The organism is Actinoplanes sandaracinus, assembly GCF_030009775.1.
GTDB classification, from domain to species: Bacteria; Actinomycetota; Actinomycetes; order Mycobacteriales; family Micromonosporaceae; genus Actinoplanes; species Actinoplanes sandaracinus.
In genome coordinates this window covers 28857-48876 of record NZ_JASCTH010000018.1, presented here as the reverse complement: position 1 = coordinate 48876, position 20020 = coordinate 28857, and the positions used below count along the sequence as shown (strand labels likewise).

17 protein-coding genes and 1 riboswitch are annotated in these 20020 nt (G+C 65.0%); of the genes, 13 read left to right on the top strand and 4 right to left on the bottom strand.

Annotation, left to right across the window (positions count from 1 at the left end):
- Positions 1-230 precede the first annotated feature (230 nt).
- The 5 genes from QLQ12_RS26170 (at position 231) to QLQ12_RS26150 (ending at position 9597) form a co-directional block, all read left to right on the top strand.
- The gene (locus QLQ12_RS26170; RefSeq protein ID WP_282763123.1) at positions 231-962 is read left to right on the top strand and encodes a phospholipase D-like domain-containing protein; all 732 of its coding nucleotides are present in this window, start codon (positions 231-233) and stop codon (positions 960-962) included.
- Between the two features lie 920 nt (positions 963-1882).
- Complete coding sequence (locus QLQ12_RS26165) at positions 1883-2920, top strand: DUF262 domain-containing protein (RefSeq protein WP_282763122.1); 1038 nt, start codon at positions 1883-1885, stop codon at positions 2918-2920.
- A gap of 2 nt (positions 2921-2922) precedes the next feature.
- Complete coding sequence (locus QLQ12_RS26160) at positions 2923-3918, top strand: nucleotidyltransferase family protein (protein ID WP_282763121.1); 996 nt, start codon at positions 2923-2925, stop codon at positions 3916-3918.
- 799 nt (positions 3919-4717) lie between these two features.
- Entirely contained in the window at positions 4718-6991 is a 2274-nt protein-coding gene (locus QLQ12_RS26155; protein WP_282763120.1) for a tetratricopeptide repeat protein, read from the top strand.
- 1263 nt (positions 6992-8254) lie between these two features.
- Positions 8255-8341: riboswitch (ZMP/ZTP riboswitch) on the top strand.
- Positions 8342-8364: 23 nt separating this feature from the next.
- On the top strand, positions 8365-9597 hold the full coding sequence (locus QLQ12_RS26150; RefSeq protein WP_282763119.1) for a benzoate/H(+) symporter BenE family transporter: 1233 nt from the start codon (positions 8365-8367) through the stop codon (positions 9595-9597).
- Between the two features lie 418 nt (positions 9598-10015).
- Here QLQ12_RS26150 and QLQ12_RS26145 read toward each other — a convergent pair whose 3' ends face one another.
- The gene (locus tag QLQ12_RS26145) at positions 10016-10633 is read right to left on the bottom strand and encodes an aromatic amino acid lyase (protein WP_282763118.1); all 618 of its coding nucleotides are present in this window, start codon (positions 10631-10633) and stop codon (positions 10016-10018) included.
- 89 nt (positions 10634-10722) lie between these two features.
- Here QLQ12_RS26145 and QLQ12_RS26140 point away from each other — a divergent pair, with 89 nt between their 5' ends.
- The 5 genes from QLQ12_RS26140 (at position 10723) to QLQ12_RS26120 (ending at position 15877) form a co-directional block, all read left to right on the top strand.
- On the top strand, positions 10723-11727 hold the full coding sequence (locus tag QLQ12_RS26140; protein WP_282763117.1) for an ABC transporter ATP-binding protein: 1005 nt from the start codon (positions 10723-10725) through the stop codon (positions 11725-11727).
- Positions 11724-12362: an ABC transporter permease gene (locus QLQ12_RS26135; protein ID WP_282763116.1), complete on the top strand. Its 639-nt coding sequence runs from the start codon at positions 11724-11726 to the stop codon at positions 12360-12362. The genes QLQ12_RS26140 and QLQ12_RS26135 overlap by 4 nt, the downstream gene beginning before the upstream one ends.
- Positions 12359-13018: an ABC transporter permease gene (locus QLQ12_RS26130; protein ID WP_282763114.1), complete on the top strand. Its 660-nt coding sequence runs from the start codon at positions 12359-12361 to the stop codon at positions 13016-13018. Before QLQ12_RS26135 ends, QLQ12_RS26130 begins: the two co-directional genes overlap by 4 nt.
- Positions 13015-13932 carry an ABC transporter substrate-binding protein gene (locus tag QLQ12_RS26125; RefSeq protein ID WP_282763113.1) on the top strand — a complete coding sequence of 306 codons (918 nt, stop codon included), beginning with the start codon at positions 13015-13017 and terminating at the stop codon, positions 13930-13932. Before QLQ12_RS26130 ends, QLQ12_RS26125 begins: the two co-directional genes overlap by 4 nt.
- Before the next feature lie 172 nt (positions 13933-14104).
- Positions 14105-15877: a carbohydrate-binding module family 20 domain-containing protein gene (locus tag QLQ12_RS26120; protein ID WP_282763112.1), complete on the top strand. Its 1773-nt coding sequence runs from the start codon at positions 14105-14107 to the stop codon at positions 15875-15877.
- A 61-nt stretch (positions 15878-15938) separates the two neighbouring features.
- Here QLQ12_RS26120 and QLQ12_RS26115 read toward each other — a convergent pair whose 3' ends face one another.
- Positions 15939-16178 (bottom strand): hypothetical protein, encoded by a 240-nt coding sequence (locus QLQ12_RS26115; protein ID WP_282763111.1) that lies wholly within the window; start codon positions 16176-16178, stop codon positions 15939-15941.
- Positions 16179-16300: 122 nt separating this feature from the next.
- On the opposite strand from QLQ12_RS26115, the gene QLQ12_RS26110 reads away from it, so the two are divergent.
- Positions 16301-17014 carry a TetR/AcrR family transcriptional regulator gene (locus QLQ12_RS26110; protein ID WP_282763110.1) on the top strand — a complete coding sequence of 238 codons (714 nt, stop codon included), beginning with the start codon at positions 16301-16303 and terminating at the stop codon, positions 17012-17014.
- A 79-nt stretch (positions 17015-17093) separates the two neighbouring features.
- On the opposite strand, the gene QLQ12_RS26105 is transcribed toward QLQ12_RS26110, so the two are convergent.
- Positions 17094-17369: a hypothetical protein gene (locus QLQ12_RS26105; RefSeq protein ID WP_282763109.1), complete on the bottom strand. Its 276-nt coding sequence runs from the start codon at positions 17367-17369 to the stop codon at positions 17094-17096.
- Positions 17370-17511: 142 nt separating this feature from the next.
- On the opposite strand from QLQ12_RS26105, the gene QLQ12_RS26100 reads away from it, so the two are divergent.
- Positions 17512-18150, top strand: coding sequence for a hypothetical protein (locus tag QLQ12_RS26100; RefSeq protein ID WP_282763107.1), 639 nt, complete (start codon positions 17512-17514; stop codon positions 18148-18150).
- 508 nt (positions 18151-18658) lie between these two features.
- A complete protein-coding gene (locus QLQ12_RS26095; protein ID WP_282763106.1) occupies positions 18659-19258 on the top strand; it encodes a DUF1062 domain-containing protein in 600 nt (199 codons plus the stop codon).
- A gap of 105 nt (positions 19259-19363) precedes the next feature.
- Here QLQ12_RS26095 and QLQ12_RS26090 read toward each other — a convergent pair whose 3' ends face one another.
- Complete coding sequence (locus QLQ12_RS26090) at positions 19364-20011, bottom strand: class I SAM-dependent methyltransferase (RefSeq protein WP_282763104.1); 648 nt, start codon at positions 20009-20011, stop codon at positions 19364-19366.
- Positions 20012-20020: the final 9 nt, after the last annotated feature.

Here is a 20020-nt window from a genome sequence, read left to right as displayed (position 1 = left end):
ACCGACATCGAACCCGGCGTCCTCAAGAACGAGCGCCAGACGATCCGTAGCCTGACGTGCCGCTTCATGCTCGGCTTGCTTGTCTCTCGGCATCGCAGCCCATCCGCTCGTCCGGCGTCTCGTCAATGCCGAGTCTGCCGATCGGGTGACCCAGCGTGAACCACAGGACTAGGACGTCTACGGACTTCTTGGCTACGATGACGCCGATCGCCAGCGATGGGAGTCGTTGCGTGAACAGTCCACTCGCCCGAGCCCTACGAAGCGCCGGGATAGACGTCATCGACGTAGCTGCCAGCCTCGACGTCGACCCGAAAACCGTCCAGCGCTGGATGACCGGCCGCATGCCCTACCCCCGCCACCGCGACGCCCTGGTCAGAATCACGGGCTGGCAGGCCCACGACCTCTGGCCAACCCTGCCGCGCCCCACCGAGCAGCCGGCCATGTCCGACGAGGTCCGCATCGTCTACCCCCACCGATCAGCCGTGCCCACCGATGTATGGGTTCGCCTGCTACGTCGTGCCGAGCACGAGATCGACGTCCTGGCCTACAGCGCCCTGTTCCTCGCCGAGGACGCCTCGATCCCTGCCCTGCTACAGGAGAAGGCCCACAACGGCGTACGCGTCCGCATCGCCCTCGGCGACCCCAACGGCGATCACATCGCCCGCCGGGGAGATGAGGAACGCGTGGGCGCCGGAATGAGCGTCCGCATCCGAACCGCCCTGGTCAGCCTCCAGCCGCTCACCACCACACCGGGCATCACGCTGCGCCTGCACGACACGGTCCTCTACAACTCGCTCTGCCGCTCAGACGACGAAATGCTCGTCAACTCCCACATCTACGGCCGCCCAGCCGCCCACGCCCCAGTACTCCACCTCAAGAGCACCAGCGACGCCGGCATGGTCGCCACTCACACAAGATCATTCGAGCGAGTCTGGGGCTCAGCAAAGCCGTCAAAGCTCTGACCACGGCCAGGAACACCAGCAGCACCCGGTCGCCGACGCGGGAGCACCCCGTACTGATCAAACACCCCAAGCGCTTCATACCGAGCCCGACACGGCTCCGGCTCCAAACACACGGCACAGAGCCCACCCGGCGTCCCGGACAGATGCTGGTTCAACTTGGCATCCGCCACGGCAAGCCGGCCTTGCGCCGTATGAGCAAGGTAAAGACCCGCACTCACGGCAGATCCGCAGGTCGATTAATCCTGGCCCAGGCTATGACCTCAGCCGTGACCCAGACCTTCCCGCTGGCAAGCACAGCCGCCGGTTCCGGAAAGTCACTCCGTCTGGTGATCCGATAGACCCGCCGCCGACAAACCTTAAAAATCTTCTGAATCTCGGCCGTACCAACAAAATCCGGCGGCCCCAGCCTCTCAAGCTCCCCGGATCCTGACTGCGGTGATCTCATATCCATCGCCCGTCCTCAGCCTCGGTGACAATCCAGCCGCCCGGACCAAGTCACGGACGGCTGGGGGCTATCGCCACCGGTTGTCCAAGGCCGAGCGCTCTGACAACCGGCTGGCCCTGAGGCTGTCAGTACGTAATAGAGCACGTTAACCTTCAGAACCCAGACGTCCTCGTTCTTCTACTCGTCCCTCGGCGTCCTGCGCTCTGGGGAGGAAATAGCACTTCCCTTGGTAGCCGACGAGAGCGTGTCGGACCGCAAAAGATCTGCGGCACCATGGCCACCAGTGCACTGCGCCACTACACTACGCAGGCATATCGAGCGGACGAACTACTCGCTTCACCTTCATCGGATCGAACTGAAGATAGAGGACCTATGGCACCCACACTGTTAAGGACAACGATTTGATAGAATTCTCCTCATGGCAACTCCATAACGGAGGCAGCCCGCACAGAAGCATGGATTCCTGGAGGCGAGCGTGGCGGAGCAACGAAGGCAAACGACTCAACCGGTTGCCTGGTTCCTAGATCTCCACAGACGCAATCTGCTCGAACTGAGCCCTCCGTACCAACGTCGCAGCGTCTGGAACCAATCATACAAAGACTATTTCGTCGACACTGTTCTGCTAAACTATCCGGCGCCCGCCGTATTCCTCTTTGAGGATATTACAGATGAAGGCGTCGGCAACTACGCCGTGGTGGATGGCAAACAACGACTCCAGACTGTATTTGACTTCATCAAGGGTGAATTTCCGGTCAGCGAAAAGGCATCAATACCTCGACTGCGAGGGCTACATTTCTCAGAGTTTGGCAGCGCAGAGAAACGCAGCCTCTACGCTTACCAGTTTTCGATTGAGTTCCTGCCATCAACCGATGAAGGAACGCTCAGTAACATCTTCGACCGAATCAACCGGAATGTTGCGAAACTTACGGCCCAAGAGCTACGGCACGCAAAATATTCTGGAATATTCGCCGCAACCGCTGAGCGGCTGACCGAGGAGATGACTCGAAGACTGCCCACAGATTTCCCGCGAATTGCATCCTCCTCCAAGCGCCAGATGAAGGATGTTGAACTCGTCGTCAATCTACTGCTTCTGACAGAGCGCGGCGTGGAGTCTTACTCGCAGAGCGATCTAGACGCGGCATACAGTGATAGAGATGAGGATTGGGAAGTGGCCAGTGAGGTCGAGGAGGAATTTCTTCAAACTGTAGCGTTGATCAAGGAGCTGGCAGAAGGTTTACTTAGCGGCGAAGCGAAACGACTGAGGAATCAAGCTGATTTCTACTCTCTATACGGATCTCTTCTTCAACTGAAACGCGCCGAAAAACTACCAGACTCCAATTCCATTATCCAAAACCTCAATGCATTCATGGCCAGCGTAAACAGCGAGGATGCGCGAGCTGATAGTGCGAACGCCCGACGGTATTACGAAGCAGCTCGCTCTAACTCGAACGATCCGGCGCAACGTCGAGACAGGATTAGCTTGATCTCGAACGTCATCACTGGCGTGGAGTAAAAATGGCCGTGCCGGAAACGCTACGCACTACTTACGACAGGCACCGACCCATCCTTGGTGAGATTAGGCGCTACGTAGCCGACACTCTAAGGCCATTCTGCGATGATAGGAAGTACATCTTCCTTGACCGTATCAAGGATATCGAATCCCTAAGCGAAAAGCTTGAAAGCGGACGGTACTCTTCGTGGCAGGACTTAGATGACCTTTATGCCTGCACAGTGGTCATTCCAGTTCCTGAGCATGAAGAAAATGTTTTGGATCGACTTGTTAGCAGCTTTGAACAAGTTGACGTCAAGGGTCGCGAGCAAGCAAAAAAGGCACCGGAAGTGTTTCGCTTTGACGGCCTTCGCTGGTACGGCCGCATGAGGACCGAAGAGGCTTCCAGACGGCAGCCAGGCATGGGAGATATCGTCTTTGAGGTGCAGGTTCTGACCGCCTTCGAGCATGCACTAGCATTGGTTACACATGATCTAGTGTACAAGGCAGATAACGCCGACTGGAAGCGACTTCGACTCGCCGCTCAACTTAAAGCAGCTGTTGAGCAAATCGAACTAATCATTGTTGCATTTGATCATGCAGCCGACTCTGTCCGCGTGTCCCCATGGCCCGACACTACAGTCAAAGCAAAAATTATTGAAGGCTTCAAAGATCTCATTTCACTGGGTCTATTGCCTGATTCGCTGGAACCGCTGAGCTGGCGTCGATTTGGCGACAACGTAGTCCATCTTATCCAGAGCTTCGAGCGAAATCCGCATAACCTATCAAATAGAGTGGATGACCTACTAAACGCCGCAAAGATCCACCTGGAAGCACCCGAATCACCCGGCGCCCCTTTGAGTGGATCCCTATTTCGATATGTCCTATCGCTTGTACAAAATCCTCTAGTAAAGGGAAGTCTCGACAAGTTCGTGGTAGTTGACTCAACCAACTTGACGGAACTTTACGGGATCAAGAACATTAAGAAGCGTTTTGAATTTCCCGATGAGCCGAAATTTTAAATTCTCCAAATCTCGGTGACGTAAGAAACTCGGGTCTCCTCGATTTTTCGATTGGGTTATACCTTACACCTCATGGGACAGTGAGCACACCAGTCACGTCTTCGACGCGGTCGCGCCTTCAGCGGCTGCCTCGGATAAACTGGATCCAAAGGCGAATCACAGCGTAAGCGTGGTAGCGCCAGAACGCGTGCCGCTATCATCGTGTGTTTATCTCGAGTGTGGGGCCCCGGACATGTAAGGCCCTCCTCGCTTGATCATGGCTAGGGAGCCAAATCCCTCGGCGACAGCGAACGGTCGACGTTGAACGGGACAAGGCTCGTAAACCGAGGCGGGCTCCCCGCTTGGCTGTCAGCGCGGAAGGTCGAGTCAAACTCTGTCATGCAGATCTTGGTTGTAAGGGTTCCGGGCTCACTCTCAAACAGCCCCTGAGACAGCACTGACGCACAGCCGGATCGTCCCGACCGCCCGTGGGCTTCCGCGGACACTTTCCCGGGACCCTTCTGGAGATCGGCGCCGTTCGTGATCATGTTGCCACCCGACCGGGTCGACGGCGTCCGATATCTACCTCTTGCCGTTTAAGCAGGCAGGAAGGATCTACTTCGCCCAAGCCCTACCCGCGAGGGTTCCGTGACGATGTCGTGGGCGTCGCCGGTTGAGGCGCCCAGGCGTCAGAGCGATGATGGACCACATGCGAATGCGTGACCGCCGGCGACAGATCGTGTCAGTGTGCGCTGCGGGCTTCGCGGCCGCGGTTGGACTACTGTCAATCATTCGTTTTCTAGTTCCACGGACCCTCGACGTGGCGGACAAGTGGTCAAGCGTGTTCGCCATGTTACTCGCGTACAGCGTCGCAGCCATCTCCGTCATCGTGTGGGTCTTCCGCACTACTCGGCCGACGCAGTTCGAAGACTCCAAGGACGTGCAGTTCCCGTCACCTAATCATCCTGCGATGAAAGGTTTTAGGTCACCGGGTGGACGCATCCCGACGGTTTCAACCGCTTCGCCCACCGACTTGGGCATTAAGCCCTCAATCGAGGTGGGAAGCGAGCACCAAGATAACAAGAATTCAATCAAGAACTCCCCGACGCCACACGATCATGGGACCCGCAGCGACGACCTTGTCCCGTACGTAGAGCGTGACATAGACGAAGCGCTCCGACAAGCGGTTCTTCGGGGTGGATTTGTCTTGGTCTTCGGCCCCTCGGCCGCCGGAAAGTCTCGGACCGCATTTCAATCCCTCACTGCGCTGCCGACGAATACGCCCGTATTTGTTCCACAGTCCCCCGAGAGCGTATCTAACCTCGTCGAAAACTTGGACCAGCACAGAGACTTGGTGCTCTGGTTAGACGATCTCGAGCGCTTCCTGGTACCAGGAAGCCTCAGCACAGTGGTGCTCGACCGCATACGCGGAAGCGATCACCGCGTTTTGATTATAGCCACGATGCGAAGCGAGGAACTCGCCAAGTTCGAGGGCGCCGACACGTTGGGTACGGATATACAAGCGCGCTCCCTAATCAGGGCAGGGTCTGACGTATTGTCACAAACTGATCAACGCATAGAAATCCGAAACAGGCTATCAGAGAAGGAGGCCAGCATTGCTAGCGCAACAGCCGATGAGCGCATTCGACGAGCCTTAGCTGCCGATTTTGGATTCGGCGAGTTCTTAGCGGCTGGGCCTCAAATGATGGATCGATGGTCTGCTGGCGGAGCCTCGGCACTCCACCCCGGATGCGCCATCATATCTGCAGCAGTTGACTGCCGCAGGGCAGGATTCTCAAAGCCGATACCATCGAAGGTTTTACAAGCCCTGTATCGAGAATACCTTGAAGTGGGGCTTCGCGAGCACCATGACGTTCTAGACTTCGCCGAGCATCTACGCTGGTCATTCCAAAGAGTAGCGAGCGCCAGTAGCTGTCTCATACCTCAGGGGAATGACTCCTACATGGCCTCTGACTACCTCATTGACCGCGCCTTGGCCGAGGTCGGACCACTCGCGATGAAAGAAATACCAGAATCGGTGTGGTCAAATTTGCTTGCCTTAGATGATGATTCGACGTTCATCTGGATCGGCATATCGGCGCACTACAACCAGCGCCCTGATGTTGCTGAACGCGCCTTCAAGGCTGGCGCCGAGCGGGGGCGCCCCGATTGCATGAATGGCTTGGGGGTAAGCCTAACGGCCCGCGGGAAAGTAGAAGAAGGTCTGGTGTGGATCCGCCGTGCGGACGATGCCGGGTCCCCGGAAGCGGATGCGAACCTAGCGTATTATGAGTGGAAAAGCGGCCGGTTGGAAAAAGCTCGGAGTAGGTATCTCCGACTTGCCGAAGAACACCATTACATTCCGGCCATGATGAGTCTCGGCGTCATGGCAAGAAGCCAAGACGAAGCAATCGAGGAAGAACACTGGTTTCGCCGGGCTGCGGATTCTGGCTATCCCCCAGGTATGCATGCCCTAGCACAACTATTCGTCGAACAAGGCGAATTCAGCGAGGCCGAGCACTGGTTTAGGCGCGCCTATGCCGCAGGGCACACCGTGTCTATTGGGGCCCTCGGCCACAGTTTCGAGGCTCGGGGCGACTACTCCAGCGCGGAGCAGGCCTATGTGCAGGCAATCGGCAGCGGAGAGAAGATGGCGATATCGCGGCTCGGCATTCTGCTTGAGAGGCAAGGAAGGTTCGAGGAGGCCGAAGAACTTTATCGGCGCAGCGCACTTGCGGGACATGTTCCATGCATGCTGAGCCTAGCTTTGCTGTTGTCAGATGACGACCGGATAGCCGAATCCGAGGTATGGCTGCGGCGTGCATCTGAGGCCGGATCGCCCATTGCAATGAACGGCTTAGGTAATCTGCTAGCCAGTCGCGGTTCATCGGAGGAAGCTGACCATTGGTTTCTTAGAGCTGCAGAGAAAGGCTACCCAGAAGCACTCCTTAATAGATCCAGTTCGCTGAAGAAACAAGGAAACCGGGAACTTGCAGGTTTATGGTGGGAGCCCTTTTTTAACGGCCAAGACAAGGAATCAGAAGGAAAGCTGGATAATGACGATGGCTCGCCCGGCGCCCCTAACATGAAGTAATAATAGGTCATTACATCGAGCGACGTGGCTACTGGTTCGCTTGACGTAAGCGAACCCACCCCATCGCACACTGCTCTGATCTCACGGCCGCCTCTAGCATTTCCGGTGTCACTTCTTCACCTGGATCGATTACTGTCGTAATCGCTACCACAGCGCCTTTCATTCGATTGAGGCGGCGCATTGTATGAGGGTCTCCAGTGCAGCTCCATCGATGAGCTAGCGCGGTCACCACTACGGAATTGCGACGTACCCATAAGGCAACAAGATCTTTTGGCTCAGCCAGCGGAGCATTATCAAGTTTCGTTATAAATCCAAAACGCTCGAATATGTCGAGGTCACTAGAGACCCACATTCCGGATTCCGTCGGCTTGAGTCCAAGGATCTCCAATGAGGGATGCACTAGAAACCACGGTATAGGGTTTGCGTCTCGTGACAGAACGTTGGGCCCTAAAAATAGACGGCAATGATAGCTAACAGCTTGATTTTTGGGAATCAGAGAGGGGCCGGAATCAATCCAAACCGGCTGATGGCACTGAGGATGGTAGGCGGAGGCTCTGGTCATTGCGTAGAACTCGTCTACAACAACCGCTACCGATCGCCTTAGTGGGCGCTCACAGGTCAAACAATCTCCACGGCCGAAGCGCCGCCGCAAGTCCGCTATACCAGATTCACCCAATTTTGCCCGAGTCAAGTCATCGACTAGCACTTCATCGACTGGCATAGAACTTAGCCTAGCGGCTCAGGTCGGTTCGACCCAGGCAGACGTGCTTCGGGATCGATCGAGCTGACGTCGCACGAGCGTTTCGCCTCGTGCAGCCGGGCTGCCACACAGGCATCGACTGCACTCGTTGTGACCGGCGACGCCCAGACAACGTGTTGCGATAGGGCGTGACGCTTGTCTTCAGGTCGCGAAGGCCGCCCCGCCAGGCCGCAACCCAAGCTCGAGCCCTGATTCGATGCCCGACATGGATCACCCACCGCCGAACTGCCTATCGCTCTTGCAAGAACGTCAACTCCTTTGACGTGATGACTGTGTGCTTGTGCTGAGTGTTGGGCCCGCGACAGTGGTCAGGGCGGGCGGCGGCCGTCGTGCCGGGGCAGGGAGCGGTCGCAGCGCCCGGCGGTGGCCGGATCGTGGGTGGCGATCAACAGGAACGGCATCGACCACAGCAGAGTCACCACGGGCCGGCTCGTGCCGTCCACTGCCCGGGATCGGACTGGCGACCAGCGGCTCCCACCTGCCTCGAATCAAGCGTTAGGCTGGGCGCGGGCCGTGACTGGCGTTCGGGTGGGTCACCACCGGGGAGCGGCCTGCCGTCACCGGCTGTGCCGTGCGCCTGGGCGATACCGACGAGCTCCCGGAGGAGCAGCCCATGGCCGTGCGCGACCTCGCCCCGCTCTCCGCCGTTACCGCCGGCCTGGTCACCGTACTGGTCAGCGTCACCAGCACCGCCGCGATCGTGTTCAGCGCCGCCCGCGCGGCCGGCGCCGGCCACGCCGAACTGTCATCGTGGATGCTGGCCCTCTGCGTCGGCACCGGCATCACCTGCATCGGCCTGTCACTGCGTTACCGCGCACCCGTGGTGACGGCCTGGTCGACGCCCGGAGCCGCGCTGCTCGTCACCGCCCTGCCCGGGTTCACGATGCGGGAGGCGGTCGGCGCATTTCTCGTCTCCGCACTGTTGATCACCGTCACCGGGCTGACCGGCTGGTTCGGCCGCGTCATGGACCGGGTGCCGGCGTCGCTGGCAGCCGCGCTGCTCGCCGGGGTGCTGCTGCAGTTCGGCATCGGCCTGTTCGCTTCCGCGAACACCGACGCGCCGCTCATCCTGGCGATGTTCGCGACCTATCTGGCCTGCCGGCGGCTTCTTCCCCGGTACGCCGTACTCGCCGCCCTCGCCGTCGGCGTCACCGTGGCCGCCGTCACCGGCACCTTCCGCCCCGGCCAGGTGCGGTTGTCGCTGGCGGAGCCGGTCCTCACCATGCCGTCGTTCTCCGTGCAGGCGGTCATCGGCGTGGCAGTGCCGCTGTTCGTCGTCACCATGGCGTCGCAGAACCTGCCCGGCGTCGCCGTCCTGCGCAATGACGGCTACCAGGTGCCGGTCTCCCCGCTGATCACCTGGACCGGAGTGGTCAATGTGGTGCTCGCCCCGCTCGGTGTCTTCGGCCTCAACCTGGCCGCGATCACCGCGGCCATCTGCACCGGCCCGCAGGCCCACCCCGACCCGCGGCGCCGCTACCTGGCCTCCGTGTGGGCGGGCGCGTTCTACCTGGTGGTCGGCGTGTTCGGTGCCACGATCACGTCCCTGTTGGCCGCGCTGCCCGCCGTCCTGGTGCTGGGCATCGCCGGCATCGGACTGCTCGCCACCATCGGTAGCTCCCTGACCACAGCCGTCCGCGACGACCGCTGGCGAGAGGCCGCCGTGGTCACCCTGCTGGCCACCGCGTCCGGGGTGGAACTCCTCGGCGTGGGCTCCGCCTTCTGGGGCCTGATAGCCGGCCTGCTAACCGCCTGGGCCACCGGCGCCTTCCGCCCTCACCCAGCCCCACCCCAAGTTCCGGCCCCGGACACGCCCAGCCCCACCAGCCGCGCGATCAAGCCGTAGCCCAGCCCCACCGGCTCACACCGTTGCCGAGGCGCTCCCACCCCAGCGGCCCAGCCGTAGCGCGGCGCGGTATTGCTGTTCTGGTGGGGTGGGTGGGCGACGGCTGGCGGGGTAGCCGTAGCCGGCGTGGGTTTCGGCGGGCTTGAGGGGCTTGTGAGCTACGGCTGGCGTGACGGTGAGGTGGCTGGGCAGCGGTGGTCGCGGGTCGGCAGCCGAGCCGGCGGGCAGCGGCGGTCTGACGGGCGCGGGGCAACCGATAGTGGTGGCGTCAGGTGGGCCGCAGCCCGGTGGTCGCGGGAGCAGGGGAACTCGCGGGAGGGCGGCCAGGGTGGTCGGACTGCGGGCGGCGGCGCTCTGGTGCCGGTGGGCGTGGGCGGCGTGCACGGCCGGGGACAGCTCTCGGAGTTGCCGCGGAGCGCTAGGAATGAGAGCGCAATGATGATCGTTGAGGCCAGGAGGCGGCGGGGGACCTCCGGGAGGCGAGGGCGGAGGTGGCGACGGTGAGCGCGCTGGAGCTGATCATCGGCCGGGCGTCGGTGGCGTCGATCACGGTGACGGGGCCGTGGCCGTGACGCGACGGCCGGGCGCCAGCGCGGCGGAGGAAGAGTTCGGCGTGCGGCGGCGGAGCAGCGGCGGCCCACCGGTGCAGTCCCGGCACGGCGCCTTCATCGACGGCGATGGCCGGCGTCTCGGCGGCGCGGCGGGAGTCGCCGGATCCTCCGGTCAAGATCTGATGGAGACGTACGGCCATGACCGCGCGCGCGGTGACGTCGTCCTCTTCGGCCTCGACGCCCGCGCAGTGGCTGCGCGACAGCCGCACGGCGTGGCCGCCCGGATGATCGGCGGCGCCGACGCCGGTGTTCGCGCCGTGGACGGCCCACCGGGCGCGGGCCTCCCGAAGGGCGGCGTGGCGTTCCCCGACGACCGCGACCGTGAACGCGAGTGCGGCGGCGGAGAGGGTGATTCCGGTCGCTCCGGTGGCGATCGAGGCAAGATCTGGAATCGTCAGGGTGTGACCGTCCAACCGCACCCGCACGCAGGTCTCCTGCCGTATGGGGCCGTTGACACGCTATTCACTACTTCGCGAGTATGAATAGTAGTATTCGAAGATCAACCAGGAGTGCCATGATCACATTCGAGGACGTCGTCAAGGTCTACCCCGGCGGCGCCACGGCGGTGGACCACCTCAGCCTGGAACTGCCCACCGGCAAGATGACGGTGCTGGTCGGGCCCTCCGGCTGCGGCAAGACCACGTCGCTGCGGATGATCAATCGCATGGTCACCCCGACCTCGGGGCGCGTCCTGATCGACGGCCGCGACGTGGCCGGCCAGGACGAGGCGCTGCTGCGCCGGGGCATCGGCTACGTGATCCAGCACGCGGGCCTGTTCCCGCACCGGACCGTGCTGGACAACGTCGCCACCGTCCCGCTGCTGCTCGGCGAGACCCGCCGCACGGCCCGGGCCAAGGCGCTGGAACTGCTGGAGCGCGTCGGGCTGTCGGCGGGGTTCGCCAAGCGTTACCCGGCTCAGCTCTCCGGCGGGCAGCAGCAGCGCGTGGGTGTGGCCCGGGCGCTGGCCGCGGACCCGCCGATCATGCTGATGGACGAGCCGTTCAGCGCCGTCGATCCGGTGGTCCGCGCGCAGTTGCACGCCGAGTTCCTGCGGCTGCAGCAGGACCTGGGCAAGACGATCGCCATGGTGACGCATGACATCGACGAGGCGATCAAGCTCGGCGACCATGTCGCCGTCTTCCGTGCGGGTGGGCATCTCGCCCAGTTCGCGACGCCACGCGACCTGCTGGCCCACCCGGCCGACGACTTCGTCGCCGACTTCGTCGGCCGGGACCGTGGCCTGCGGAGTCTCTCCTTCGACACGGCCTCCGACCTGCCGGTGAAGCCGGTCGACGGCCTGGAACTCGACGAGGCGGGACGCCCTCTCGGTTGGCCCGGACCGGACGGGCTGCGCGAGACGGGTGGCGTGTTCACCAAGGAGGACTCGCTGCGGGTGGTCACCGACCTCGCGATCCGGTCGCCGGTCGGCATCGCGGTGCGGGTCGGGCCGGACGGCGCCGCCGACGGCCTGGTCAGCCACCACGACATCGCCGACTACCTGGCGAGCCGCCGCTCATGATCCAATACCTGACCAACAACGCCGACACCATCTGGCTGGCCTTGCAGGAGCACATCGTGCTCGCCCTGTTGCCGGTCCTGTTCGGGTTCGTGATCGCAGTGCCGCTGGGCTATCTCGCGGTGCGGTACCGCTGGCTCTACCAGCCGCTGATCAACACCTTCGGCGTGCTCTACTCGATCCCGTCGCTGGCGTTGTTCGTGTTCCTGCCGGTGGTGCTCGGAACCAAGGTGCTGTCGCCGGTCAACATCGTGGTGGCGCTGACCGTCTACACCGTGGCGTTGCTGGCCCGCACGGTCGCCGACGGCCTGCGCTCGGTCGACCCGGTCGTCGTCCAGGCCGCCACCGCGATGGGGTACCGCCCCCTGCGGCGCCTCACCGGCGTCGAGTTGCCGATCGCGCTGCCGGTCGTCCTGGCCGGCCTGCGTGTCGCCACCGTCTCCAACATCAGCCTGGTCAGCGTCGGCGCCCTGATCGGCATCGGCGGGCTCGGGCAGTTGTTCACCCGCGGCTTCCAGCTGTTCTACGTCGAGCCGATTCTGGTCGGGATCATCCTGTCGGTGCTGCTGGCCGGCCTCGCCGACCTGGCCATCGTGCTCGTGCAGCGAGCCGTCACCCCGTGGACGCGTGCGGCATGAACTTCACCTATCTGCTCGACCCCGCCCACTGGGAGTTCGGCGCGGCGGGAGGCATCCCGCAGCTCATCCTGTCGCACCTGGGCTACACCGTGCTCGCCCTGCTGATCGGGGCGGTGATCGCGCTGCCGGTCGGGCTCTACATCGGGCACACCGGGCGGGGCTCGTTCCTCGCCATCAACGCGGGCAACGCCGGCCGGTCGCTTCCCACGCTCGGCCTGCTGATGCTCATGGTCACCCTGCTCGGGCTGGGCCTGCTGCCGGTGCTGATCGCGCTGACCGTGCTGGTCGTGCCGCCGATCCTGACCTCGGCGTACGCCGGGATGCGCAGTCTCGACCAACGGGTCATCGACGCCGCCCGCGGCATGGGCATGCGCCCCTGGCAGGTCCTCACCCGGGTGGAACTGCCGATGGCCCTGCCGGTGCTGTTCGGCGGCTTCCGCAGCGCCGCCCTCCAGGTGGTCGCCACCGCGACCGTCGCGGCCTCGGTCGGCCTCGGCGGGCTGGGCCGGCTGCTCATCGACGGCCTGGCCGTCAACGACTACTCCCGGGTCCTGGCCGGCGCCATCGTCGTCGCCGTACTGGCCGTTCTCGTGGACCTGTTCCTCGCATCGATTCAGCGCTGGATCGTCTCACCCGGATTGAAAGGCACCTCATGAAACGCATAACCGCGGTTCTCGCCACCGTTCTGGCCCTCACGCTCAGCGCGTGCGGCACCGACAGTGATCCGCTCGCCGGCGAGTCGGCCGCCCCGGGCAAGCCCGGCGCGGTCACCGTCGGCTCGGCCAACTTCGCCGAGAGCGAGCTGCTCGCCGAGATCTACTCGCAGGCGCTGGAAGCCGACAAGATCACGGTCACCCGCAAGTTCAACATCGGCGCCCGCGAGCTCTATCTCAAGGCGCTCCAGGACGGCTCGATCGACCTGCTGCCCGAGTACAACGGGGCGCTGCTGTCGGCGCTGTCGACCGGCGGGGCGCCGCAGGGCGTCAGCAGCCCGGACGCGGTGCTGACCGCGCTCAAGAAGGTGTTGCCGGCCGGCACCGAGGTGCTGGAGCAGTCGTCCGCCGAGGACAAGGACACCCTGACCGTCACCGCCGAGACGGCCGCCAAGCACAACCTCAAGACCATCGAGGACCTCAAGCCGGTCGCCGGGCAGTTGACCATCGGCGCCGGCCCCGAGTGGGCCGAGCGCTACCAGGGCCTCAAGGGCCTCAAGGAGGTGTACGGGGTCGAGTTCAAGGAGTTCAAGCCGCTCGACGCCGGTGGCCCGCTGACCGTCAACGCGCTCAAGGGCGGTGACATCGACGTCGCCAACATCTTCTCCACCGACTCGTCGATCGTGACCAACAAGTTCGTCGTGCTGGAGGACCCGAAGGACCTCTACCTCGCGGAGAACATCATCCCGCTGATCCGCACCACGGCGAACAACCCGACGGTGACCGCTGCTCTCAACGCGGTCTCGGCGAAGCTGACCACCGAGAACCTGACCCGCTACCTGGCCCAGGTGCAGGTGGACAAGAAGGACGTCAAGACGGTGGCGAAGGCCTTCCTCACGGAGAACGGCCTGATCTAACACGATTTACCTGGCGCCGCCCCCGGTTCGGGGCGGCGCCTTTTCTCTGTTACCGGCAGATGTCTTGACGGCGGTACTCGCCGGTATCTATCTTTCTCGCAAAGATTTTCAGAAAGTTTCAAGCCTGTTGCCGCAAGGGCTTGCAAACTCTGACTCCCTCATGGAGGTCGATGTGGAGAATCCCCGCAGGCGCCGACGCCTGGCCCGCATCCTCGCCGCCACCACCCTCGCCTTGGGCATCGGCAGTTTCGGCGTCGCCCAGGTAGCCGGGAGCCCGGACGCCTTCGCCGCACCGCCCGGTGAGAAGGACGTCACCGCCGTCATGTTCGAGTGGTCGTTCGCCTCGGTCGCCCGTGAGTGCGCCACCACGCTCGGCCCGCTGGGCTACGGGTTCGTCCAGGTGTCCCCGCCCCAGGAGCACATCCAGGGCAGCCAGTGGTGGACCTCCTACCAGCCGGTCTCCTACGCCATCGCGGGCCGGCTCGGCAACCGGGCCGCGTTCGCGAACATGGTCGACGCCTGCCACGCGGCCGGCGTCAAGGTCATCGTCGACACGGTCATCAACCACATGAGCGCGGGCGCCGGCACCGGCACCGGCGGCACCCGGTACAGCAAGTACCACTACCCCGGGGTCTACTCCGACGCCGACTTCCACTCCTGCCGCAGCCCGATCAACGACTACACCAACCGTGGCAACGTGCAGGATTGTGAACTGGTCAGCCTGTCCGATCTCAACACCGGCAGCGACCAGGTGCGTAACAAGATCGCCGGCTACATGAACGACCTGACGTCCCTCGGCGTCGACGGCTTCCGGATCGACGCGGCCAAGCACATGTCCGCCGCCGACCTGGCCGCCATCAAGTCGAAACTGAGCAACACCGGGGCGTACTGGAAGCAGGAGGCCATCCACGGTGCCGGTGAGGCCGTCCAGCCGAGCGAGTACACCGGCAGCGGCGACGTCCAGGAGTTCCGGTTCGCCCGCGACCTCAAGCGCGTCTTCCTCAACGAGAACCTCGCCTACCTGTCGAACTTCGGCGCCTCCTGGGGCTACCTGCCCAGCAACCAGGCCGCCGTCTTCGTCGACAACCACGACACCGAGCGTGTCGGCGACACCCTCAGCTACAAGAACGGCTCCGCCTACGCCCTCGCCCAGGTCTTCACCCTGGCCTGGCCGTACGGCGCGCCGGACGTCAACTCCGGCTACGAGTTCAGCAGTCACGACGCCGGCCCGCCCAACAACGGCACCGTCACCGCCTGCTACGCCGACGGCTGGAAGTGCCAGCACGCGTGGCGCCAGGTCGGCAACATGGTCGGCTTCCGCAACGCGGTCCGCGGCACCGCGGTCACGAACTGGTGGTCCAACGGCGCCGACCAGATCGCCTTCAGCCGCGGCAACCGGGGCTACGTCGCCATCAACCACGAGGGCAGCTCGCTGACCCGCACCTTCCAGACGTCGCTGCCGGCCGGCACCTACTGCGACGTCCAGCACGGCGACCCCACGGGCAACGGCGGATGCACCGGTACGACCTATGCCGTCAACTCGTCCGGCCAGTTCACCGCCACCATCGCGGCCGGTGAGGCCGTCGCCCTCCACGTCGGCGCCCGCGGCGTGACCCCGACCGCGTCGGCCTCGCCGACGCCGACCAGCACAGCCGCCGCCGGCGCCGGCTTCAACGTCACCGCCACCACCTCACCCGGCCAGAACATCTTCGTCGTCGGCAACCAGGCCGCTCTCGGCGCCTGGGCCCCGGCCGGCGCGGTCCCGCTCTCGGCCACCGGCTACCCGGTGTGGAAGGGCGCGATCGCCCTGCCCGCTGGGACGGCCTTCGAGTACAAGTACATCCGCAAGAACAGCGACGGCAGTGTCACCTGGGAATCCGGCGCCAACCGCACCGCCACGGTGCCGGCCGGCGGTCAGGTCACCCTGAACGACACCTGGCGCTGACCGTACCGGCAAACGGCCCGGCCGCCCTGGACAACAGTCAGGGTGGCCGGGCCGTCGGCTGTCATGCGTCAGCCGACGTCAGCCTCTTGTGCCGGATGTCGAGGACGGCGATCACCGCGACGGCGATCACCGCCGCCGCCACGGCGGCGACGTAGCACCACGGGGCGGGCAGGTAGTTGGCCGCGGTGAGCGCGTTCGGCTCCTTGTCGGTGAACACCCGGAAGATGATCGCCATCGGGCCCTCCCAGAAGCCCACGGCGAGCGTGAGGAGCATCGCCAGCCGGTGCCACGCTTCATTCATGATCTACTCCCGTTGAGATACGAACGTATCAACGACATCATTCGGTGTACGCTCGCGGCAAGGGATTAGATGGCAATACGTCACGGTTATGACGCCGATCAGCAGGGTTTAGGTGTGATGAAATGAGCTGCCCGGTCTGCCGTGGCCCGGTGCGGCCGTCCCCGCGTGGCCGCCGCCCGGTCTACTGTTCGCGGGCCTGCCAGGCGCGGGCGTACCGGTCCCGGAAGAACCCGCCCGTCCCGGCCCCCGCCGAGCCGGAGCCGACCGGCCGTCGCCGCCAGATCGCCGAAGCGGTCTGGCGGATCGCCGCCGAGCGCGGTCTCCAGATGGCCACCGTGCGGGAGATCGCCGCCGAGGCGGGGGTGTCCCCGCGCGTCGTGCAATACCACTTCACCAGCAAGCACCAGCTGCTCGTCACCGCACTGCAGATCCTGCACCGGCAGAACGAGCGGCAGGCCCGCAGAAGGATCGGGGCGCTGCGCGACGCGTCCGACCCCAGAGTGCTGCTGCGCTCCACACTGGAGGAGCTGCTGCCGCTCGACGACGAGCGGCGCGCCAGCCTGCGGGTGATGACCGCCTACTACGCGCGAAGCCTCACCGACCCCGCACTGGCAGCGGTCTTCCTGCCCGAGGAGCAGCCACTGGAGGACCTGGTCGCCGCCCTGATCACGGCGGCCGGCGCCCGGCCCGGGATCGACGTGAGGCGGGAAGCGGACCTACTCGTCAGCGGCGTGACCGGCCTCGGCATGGATCTGCTGCACCGCCGCCGCCCGTTGGCCGACGTGCGCCGCACCCTCGATTACCACCTCGACCGCATCCTGGCCGACCGGCCCTGACGCGCGGCTCCACCGGCTGTTGCGCGGTGCGGCAGGCCGCCGGCGGAGACCGGCCGGGCCACCAGTGGCGGGCGTCCCGTCAGGACCGGTCGCCGGTGCGCCTGAGCGCGAACACCCCGGAGACGACGCCCAGGATGGCGGGGATCCCGACCAGCGCCACGACATCCAGCTGGGCGTTGAGGTCCTGTTCGAGGTGGGCCTCCTCCAGGACCAGGGTGTAGAGCAGGAAACCGCTGATCGTCACCAGGGCGATCGCCAGGCCGAGCAGCGTCCTGCGCCGCGACACCAGCAGACCCCACACGATCAGCGCGCCGAGGGCGACGAGCACGACAGGTTGCCAGATCTGGAACTCCACGCCACGTCCTCCTCGGTGTCGCCGAACCCGGCCGTGAGCACCCTAACAGCGAGGTTCACCGATCGCTGCCGCCGATCACCGCCGCCGATCACCGCCGCCGGTCATCGTCGATGGGCCATGCCCCGGCGGCTAGCCTGAATCGGTGCGCTCGTCGATGCCGGTTCTCGGCGCCCTGCTCGCTGCCGGGTCGCTCGCCGTCGCCGGTGCGGCGGTCGCGTCGCCCGAGATGTTCGGCGCCGGCTGGGCGGCGGTCCTGGCCCTACTGGTGGTGCGCCTGGTCCTGGCGCGCCCCCGACGGTCAGGCTCGCGCCTGTTGGTGCCGGCCGCCCTGCTGGGCCTCGCGTTCGCGGTGCTGCTCAAGTTTCGCGTCCTGGCGGCGCGGTCGTCGTGGACCGAACCGAAGCCTGTCGCCGACATCCTCGCGATGAGCGGGGACCCGGCCCGATGGCGGGCGGAGGCGATGGGGGAGCTCGCCGGCGCCGGCTTCGCGGTGCTGGCCTGCGCGGCGGCCGGACTGGCGATCCTGCGGTTGCGCGAGCCCGCGTCCCGGGCCGCCGTCATCGGGCTCGTGGGGCTTGTCGTGGCCACCGGGATCCACGTCGAGACGGCGATCAGGAGCTGGCAGGCCGTACCGGATCCGGCACCGGCCCGTGGCACCATCTACAGTGCGGCGAACGAGGTCGTGTCGACGATGGACACCCGGGGCGCCGTGGTCACCGCGATGATGCTGGCCGGAGCGTGCCTGATCGTGATCGGCAGCACCTCGCGCCGCCCGGCGTGACCGGCTCGACCTGGGCGAACGGTGACCGGAGCCACGTGAGCTCGTCCGCCGGCGAAAGTCGGTGGAGTCGTTCTGCGGTGTCCTGCTAGCGTCGCCGGATGATCTCGCCCCGCCTCCGACGGCATCTGCCGGAGCTGGGTGGTCGCGTGGCACGCCGCATCCCCCGCGTGGTGGGCGTGGCCGGCACGCATGCGTTCAGGGCGCCGAGCAAGGACGGGCCGTTGTACACCAGCTGAGACATCCACCGCGCCGATCAGGCACGCCATGAGTTCCGAGGCCAGCACAGGGAGCTGAACCAGCTTCCGCCGGTGGCCTCATCGGACCATGTCCACGGCGTGTGATCAAGGCTGGGTCATGCTTTCGCGAGCATTGACATCCCCCGCATGGACCAGGCGAGTGCGGCGCGCCGTCGTGACACACGGCCCGCCACTCGTTTCCTCGCCATGCGCGGGTTCCCTCCGCGGAGCGTCGTCTCCGCACGGAATGTCGCAGCAGATCGGTATCATCCTTGACCAGCAACGAATCAGCACGACGACTCGCGACGCGGTGGCTGGTGTGCCCCACGGGGCTGCCACTCATCCGTCGCCGCTGCCTGAACTGTCCGTCGGCGCGGTACCGCGCACACGGGAAGTTCCGCGTCAACGCGAACCACAAGCTCCTCGACGTCTGGCTCCTGGCGCTGTGCGTCGGGTGCGGGGAGACCATCAAGTTGACGGTCCTGGAGCGAGTCCACGTCCGCACCATCGATCCATCGACCCTGGACCGGTTCCACGACAACGATCCCGGGCTCGCGGCGACGTTGCTGGCGGACCCCGGACTGTCGCGTCGCAACGGGGTCGCGCTCGACTGGGACGGCTCGTGGGAACTCCGGAAGACGACGGCCGGGGTCCCGGACGCCGACGTGATCGACACCTCGGTCCACTTCGTCCAGCGGATCCCGCTCCGGCTGACCAGACTGCTGGCCGTCGGGCTGGACGTGTCGCGATCCGAGGTGCAGAGGCTCGTCGCCGGCGGCGACCTCTCCTCGGCACGCCGCCTCACCGGGCGATCGTCCAGCGACTTCAGCTTTACCCTCCGCCGACGGACGGTGGCTGAACACCGTCGCTGAGCGACGGCGGCGGGGATGGTGGCCGGGTCCGCCATCCCCGCCGGCGAGGGGCCGTCGTCCGGCCGCCGGGCTCCTCATTCCGGCGGCGGCACATCCCTGGGCCGGTCACCGCCTGCGTGCCAGCATCTGCACGCCCCTGGCCGGGCGTCCGTTCATCGTCGCCACGTCGATGCGGCGCTCGTCCACCGGCTCGAAATCGGCGAACAGCGACCGGAGCCATGCGATGTCATGGTGCCGGCAGACCGCGCCGTCGTCGGTCTCGAAGACTCCGTAGGGGCCGCCGCCCCTCTCCGCATGAGCGGCGTAGCGGCGCTGGTTGCGCCGGTCGGACTGCAGCAGGAGATCGCTGACATAGATCAGGCCGTCCGGTGCCAGCACCCGGCGCAGCTCGGCGACGAGAGCGCGCTGCGCCTGGTCGTCCGGAACGCAGGTGAGCACGGCGAACAGCACGACCACGTCGATGCCCGCGGCCGGCCGGTCCACTGCCGGCGGCGACTCGACGACCGCGAAATCCAGATCGGGCCGTGACGCGCGACCACGGGCGATCAGCGCGGGGGAGGGGTCCACACCGCGGACGCGGGTGAAGCCGAGGTCGCTCAGTTCAGCCGTCACCCGCCCGTATCCGCACCCGTAGTCGAGGATGCGCGAGTCATGGCTCAGCCCGGCCAGCCACTCGCCGTGAAGCGGGTGGGTGAAGGTCTTCGTCGCTCCAGCGGTGTTCCAGTAGTGCGCCTGACGAGCCGTGTCGTCCATGTCGGATCA

Coding starts and splice junctions, on each gene's coding strand:
- QLQ12_RS26160 (WP_282763121.1), top strand. CDS start 2,923: ATGGCCGTGCCGGAAACGCTACGCACTACTTACGACAGGCACCGACCC.
- QLQ12_RS26150 (WP_282763119.1), top strand. CDS start 8,365: ATGGCCGTGCGCGACCTCGCCCCGCTCTCCGCCGTTACCGCCGGCCTG.
- QLQ12_RS26140 (WP_282763117.1), top strand. CDS start 10,723: ATGATCACATTCGAGGACGTCGTCAAGGTCTACCCCGGCGGCGCCACG.
- QLQ12_RS26135 (WP_282763116.1), top strand. CDS start 11,724: ATGATCCAATACCTGACCAACAACGCCGACACCATCTGGCTGGCCTTG.
- QLQ12_RS26130 (WP_282763114.1), top strand. CDS start 12,359: ATGAACTTCACCTATCTGCTCGACCCCGCCCACTGGGAGTTCGGCGCG.
- QLQ12_RS26125 (WP_282763113.1), top strand. CDS start 13,015: ATGAAACGCATAACCGCGGTTCTCGCCACCGTTCTGGCCCTCACGCTC.
- QLQ12_RS26115 (WP_282763111.1), bottom strand. CDS start 16,178: ATGAATGAAGCGTGGCACCGGCTGGCGATGCTCCTCACGCTCGCCGTG.
- QLQ12_RS26110 (WP_282763110.1), top strand. CDS start 16,301: ATGAGCTGCCCGGTCTGCCGTGGCCCGGTGCGGCCGTCCCCGCGTGGC.
- QLQ12_RS26090 (WP_282763104.1), bottom strand. CDS start 20,011: ATGGACGACACGGCTCGTCAGGCGCACTACTGGAACACCGCTGGAGCG.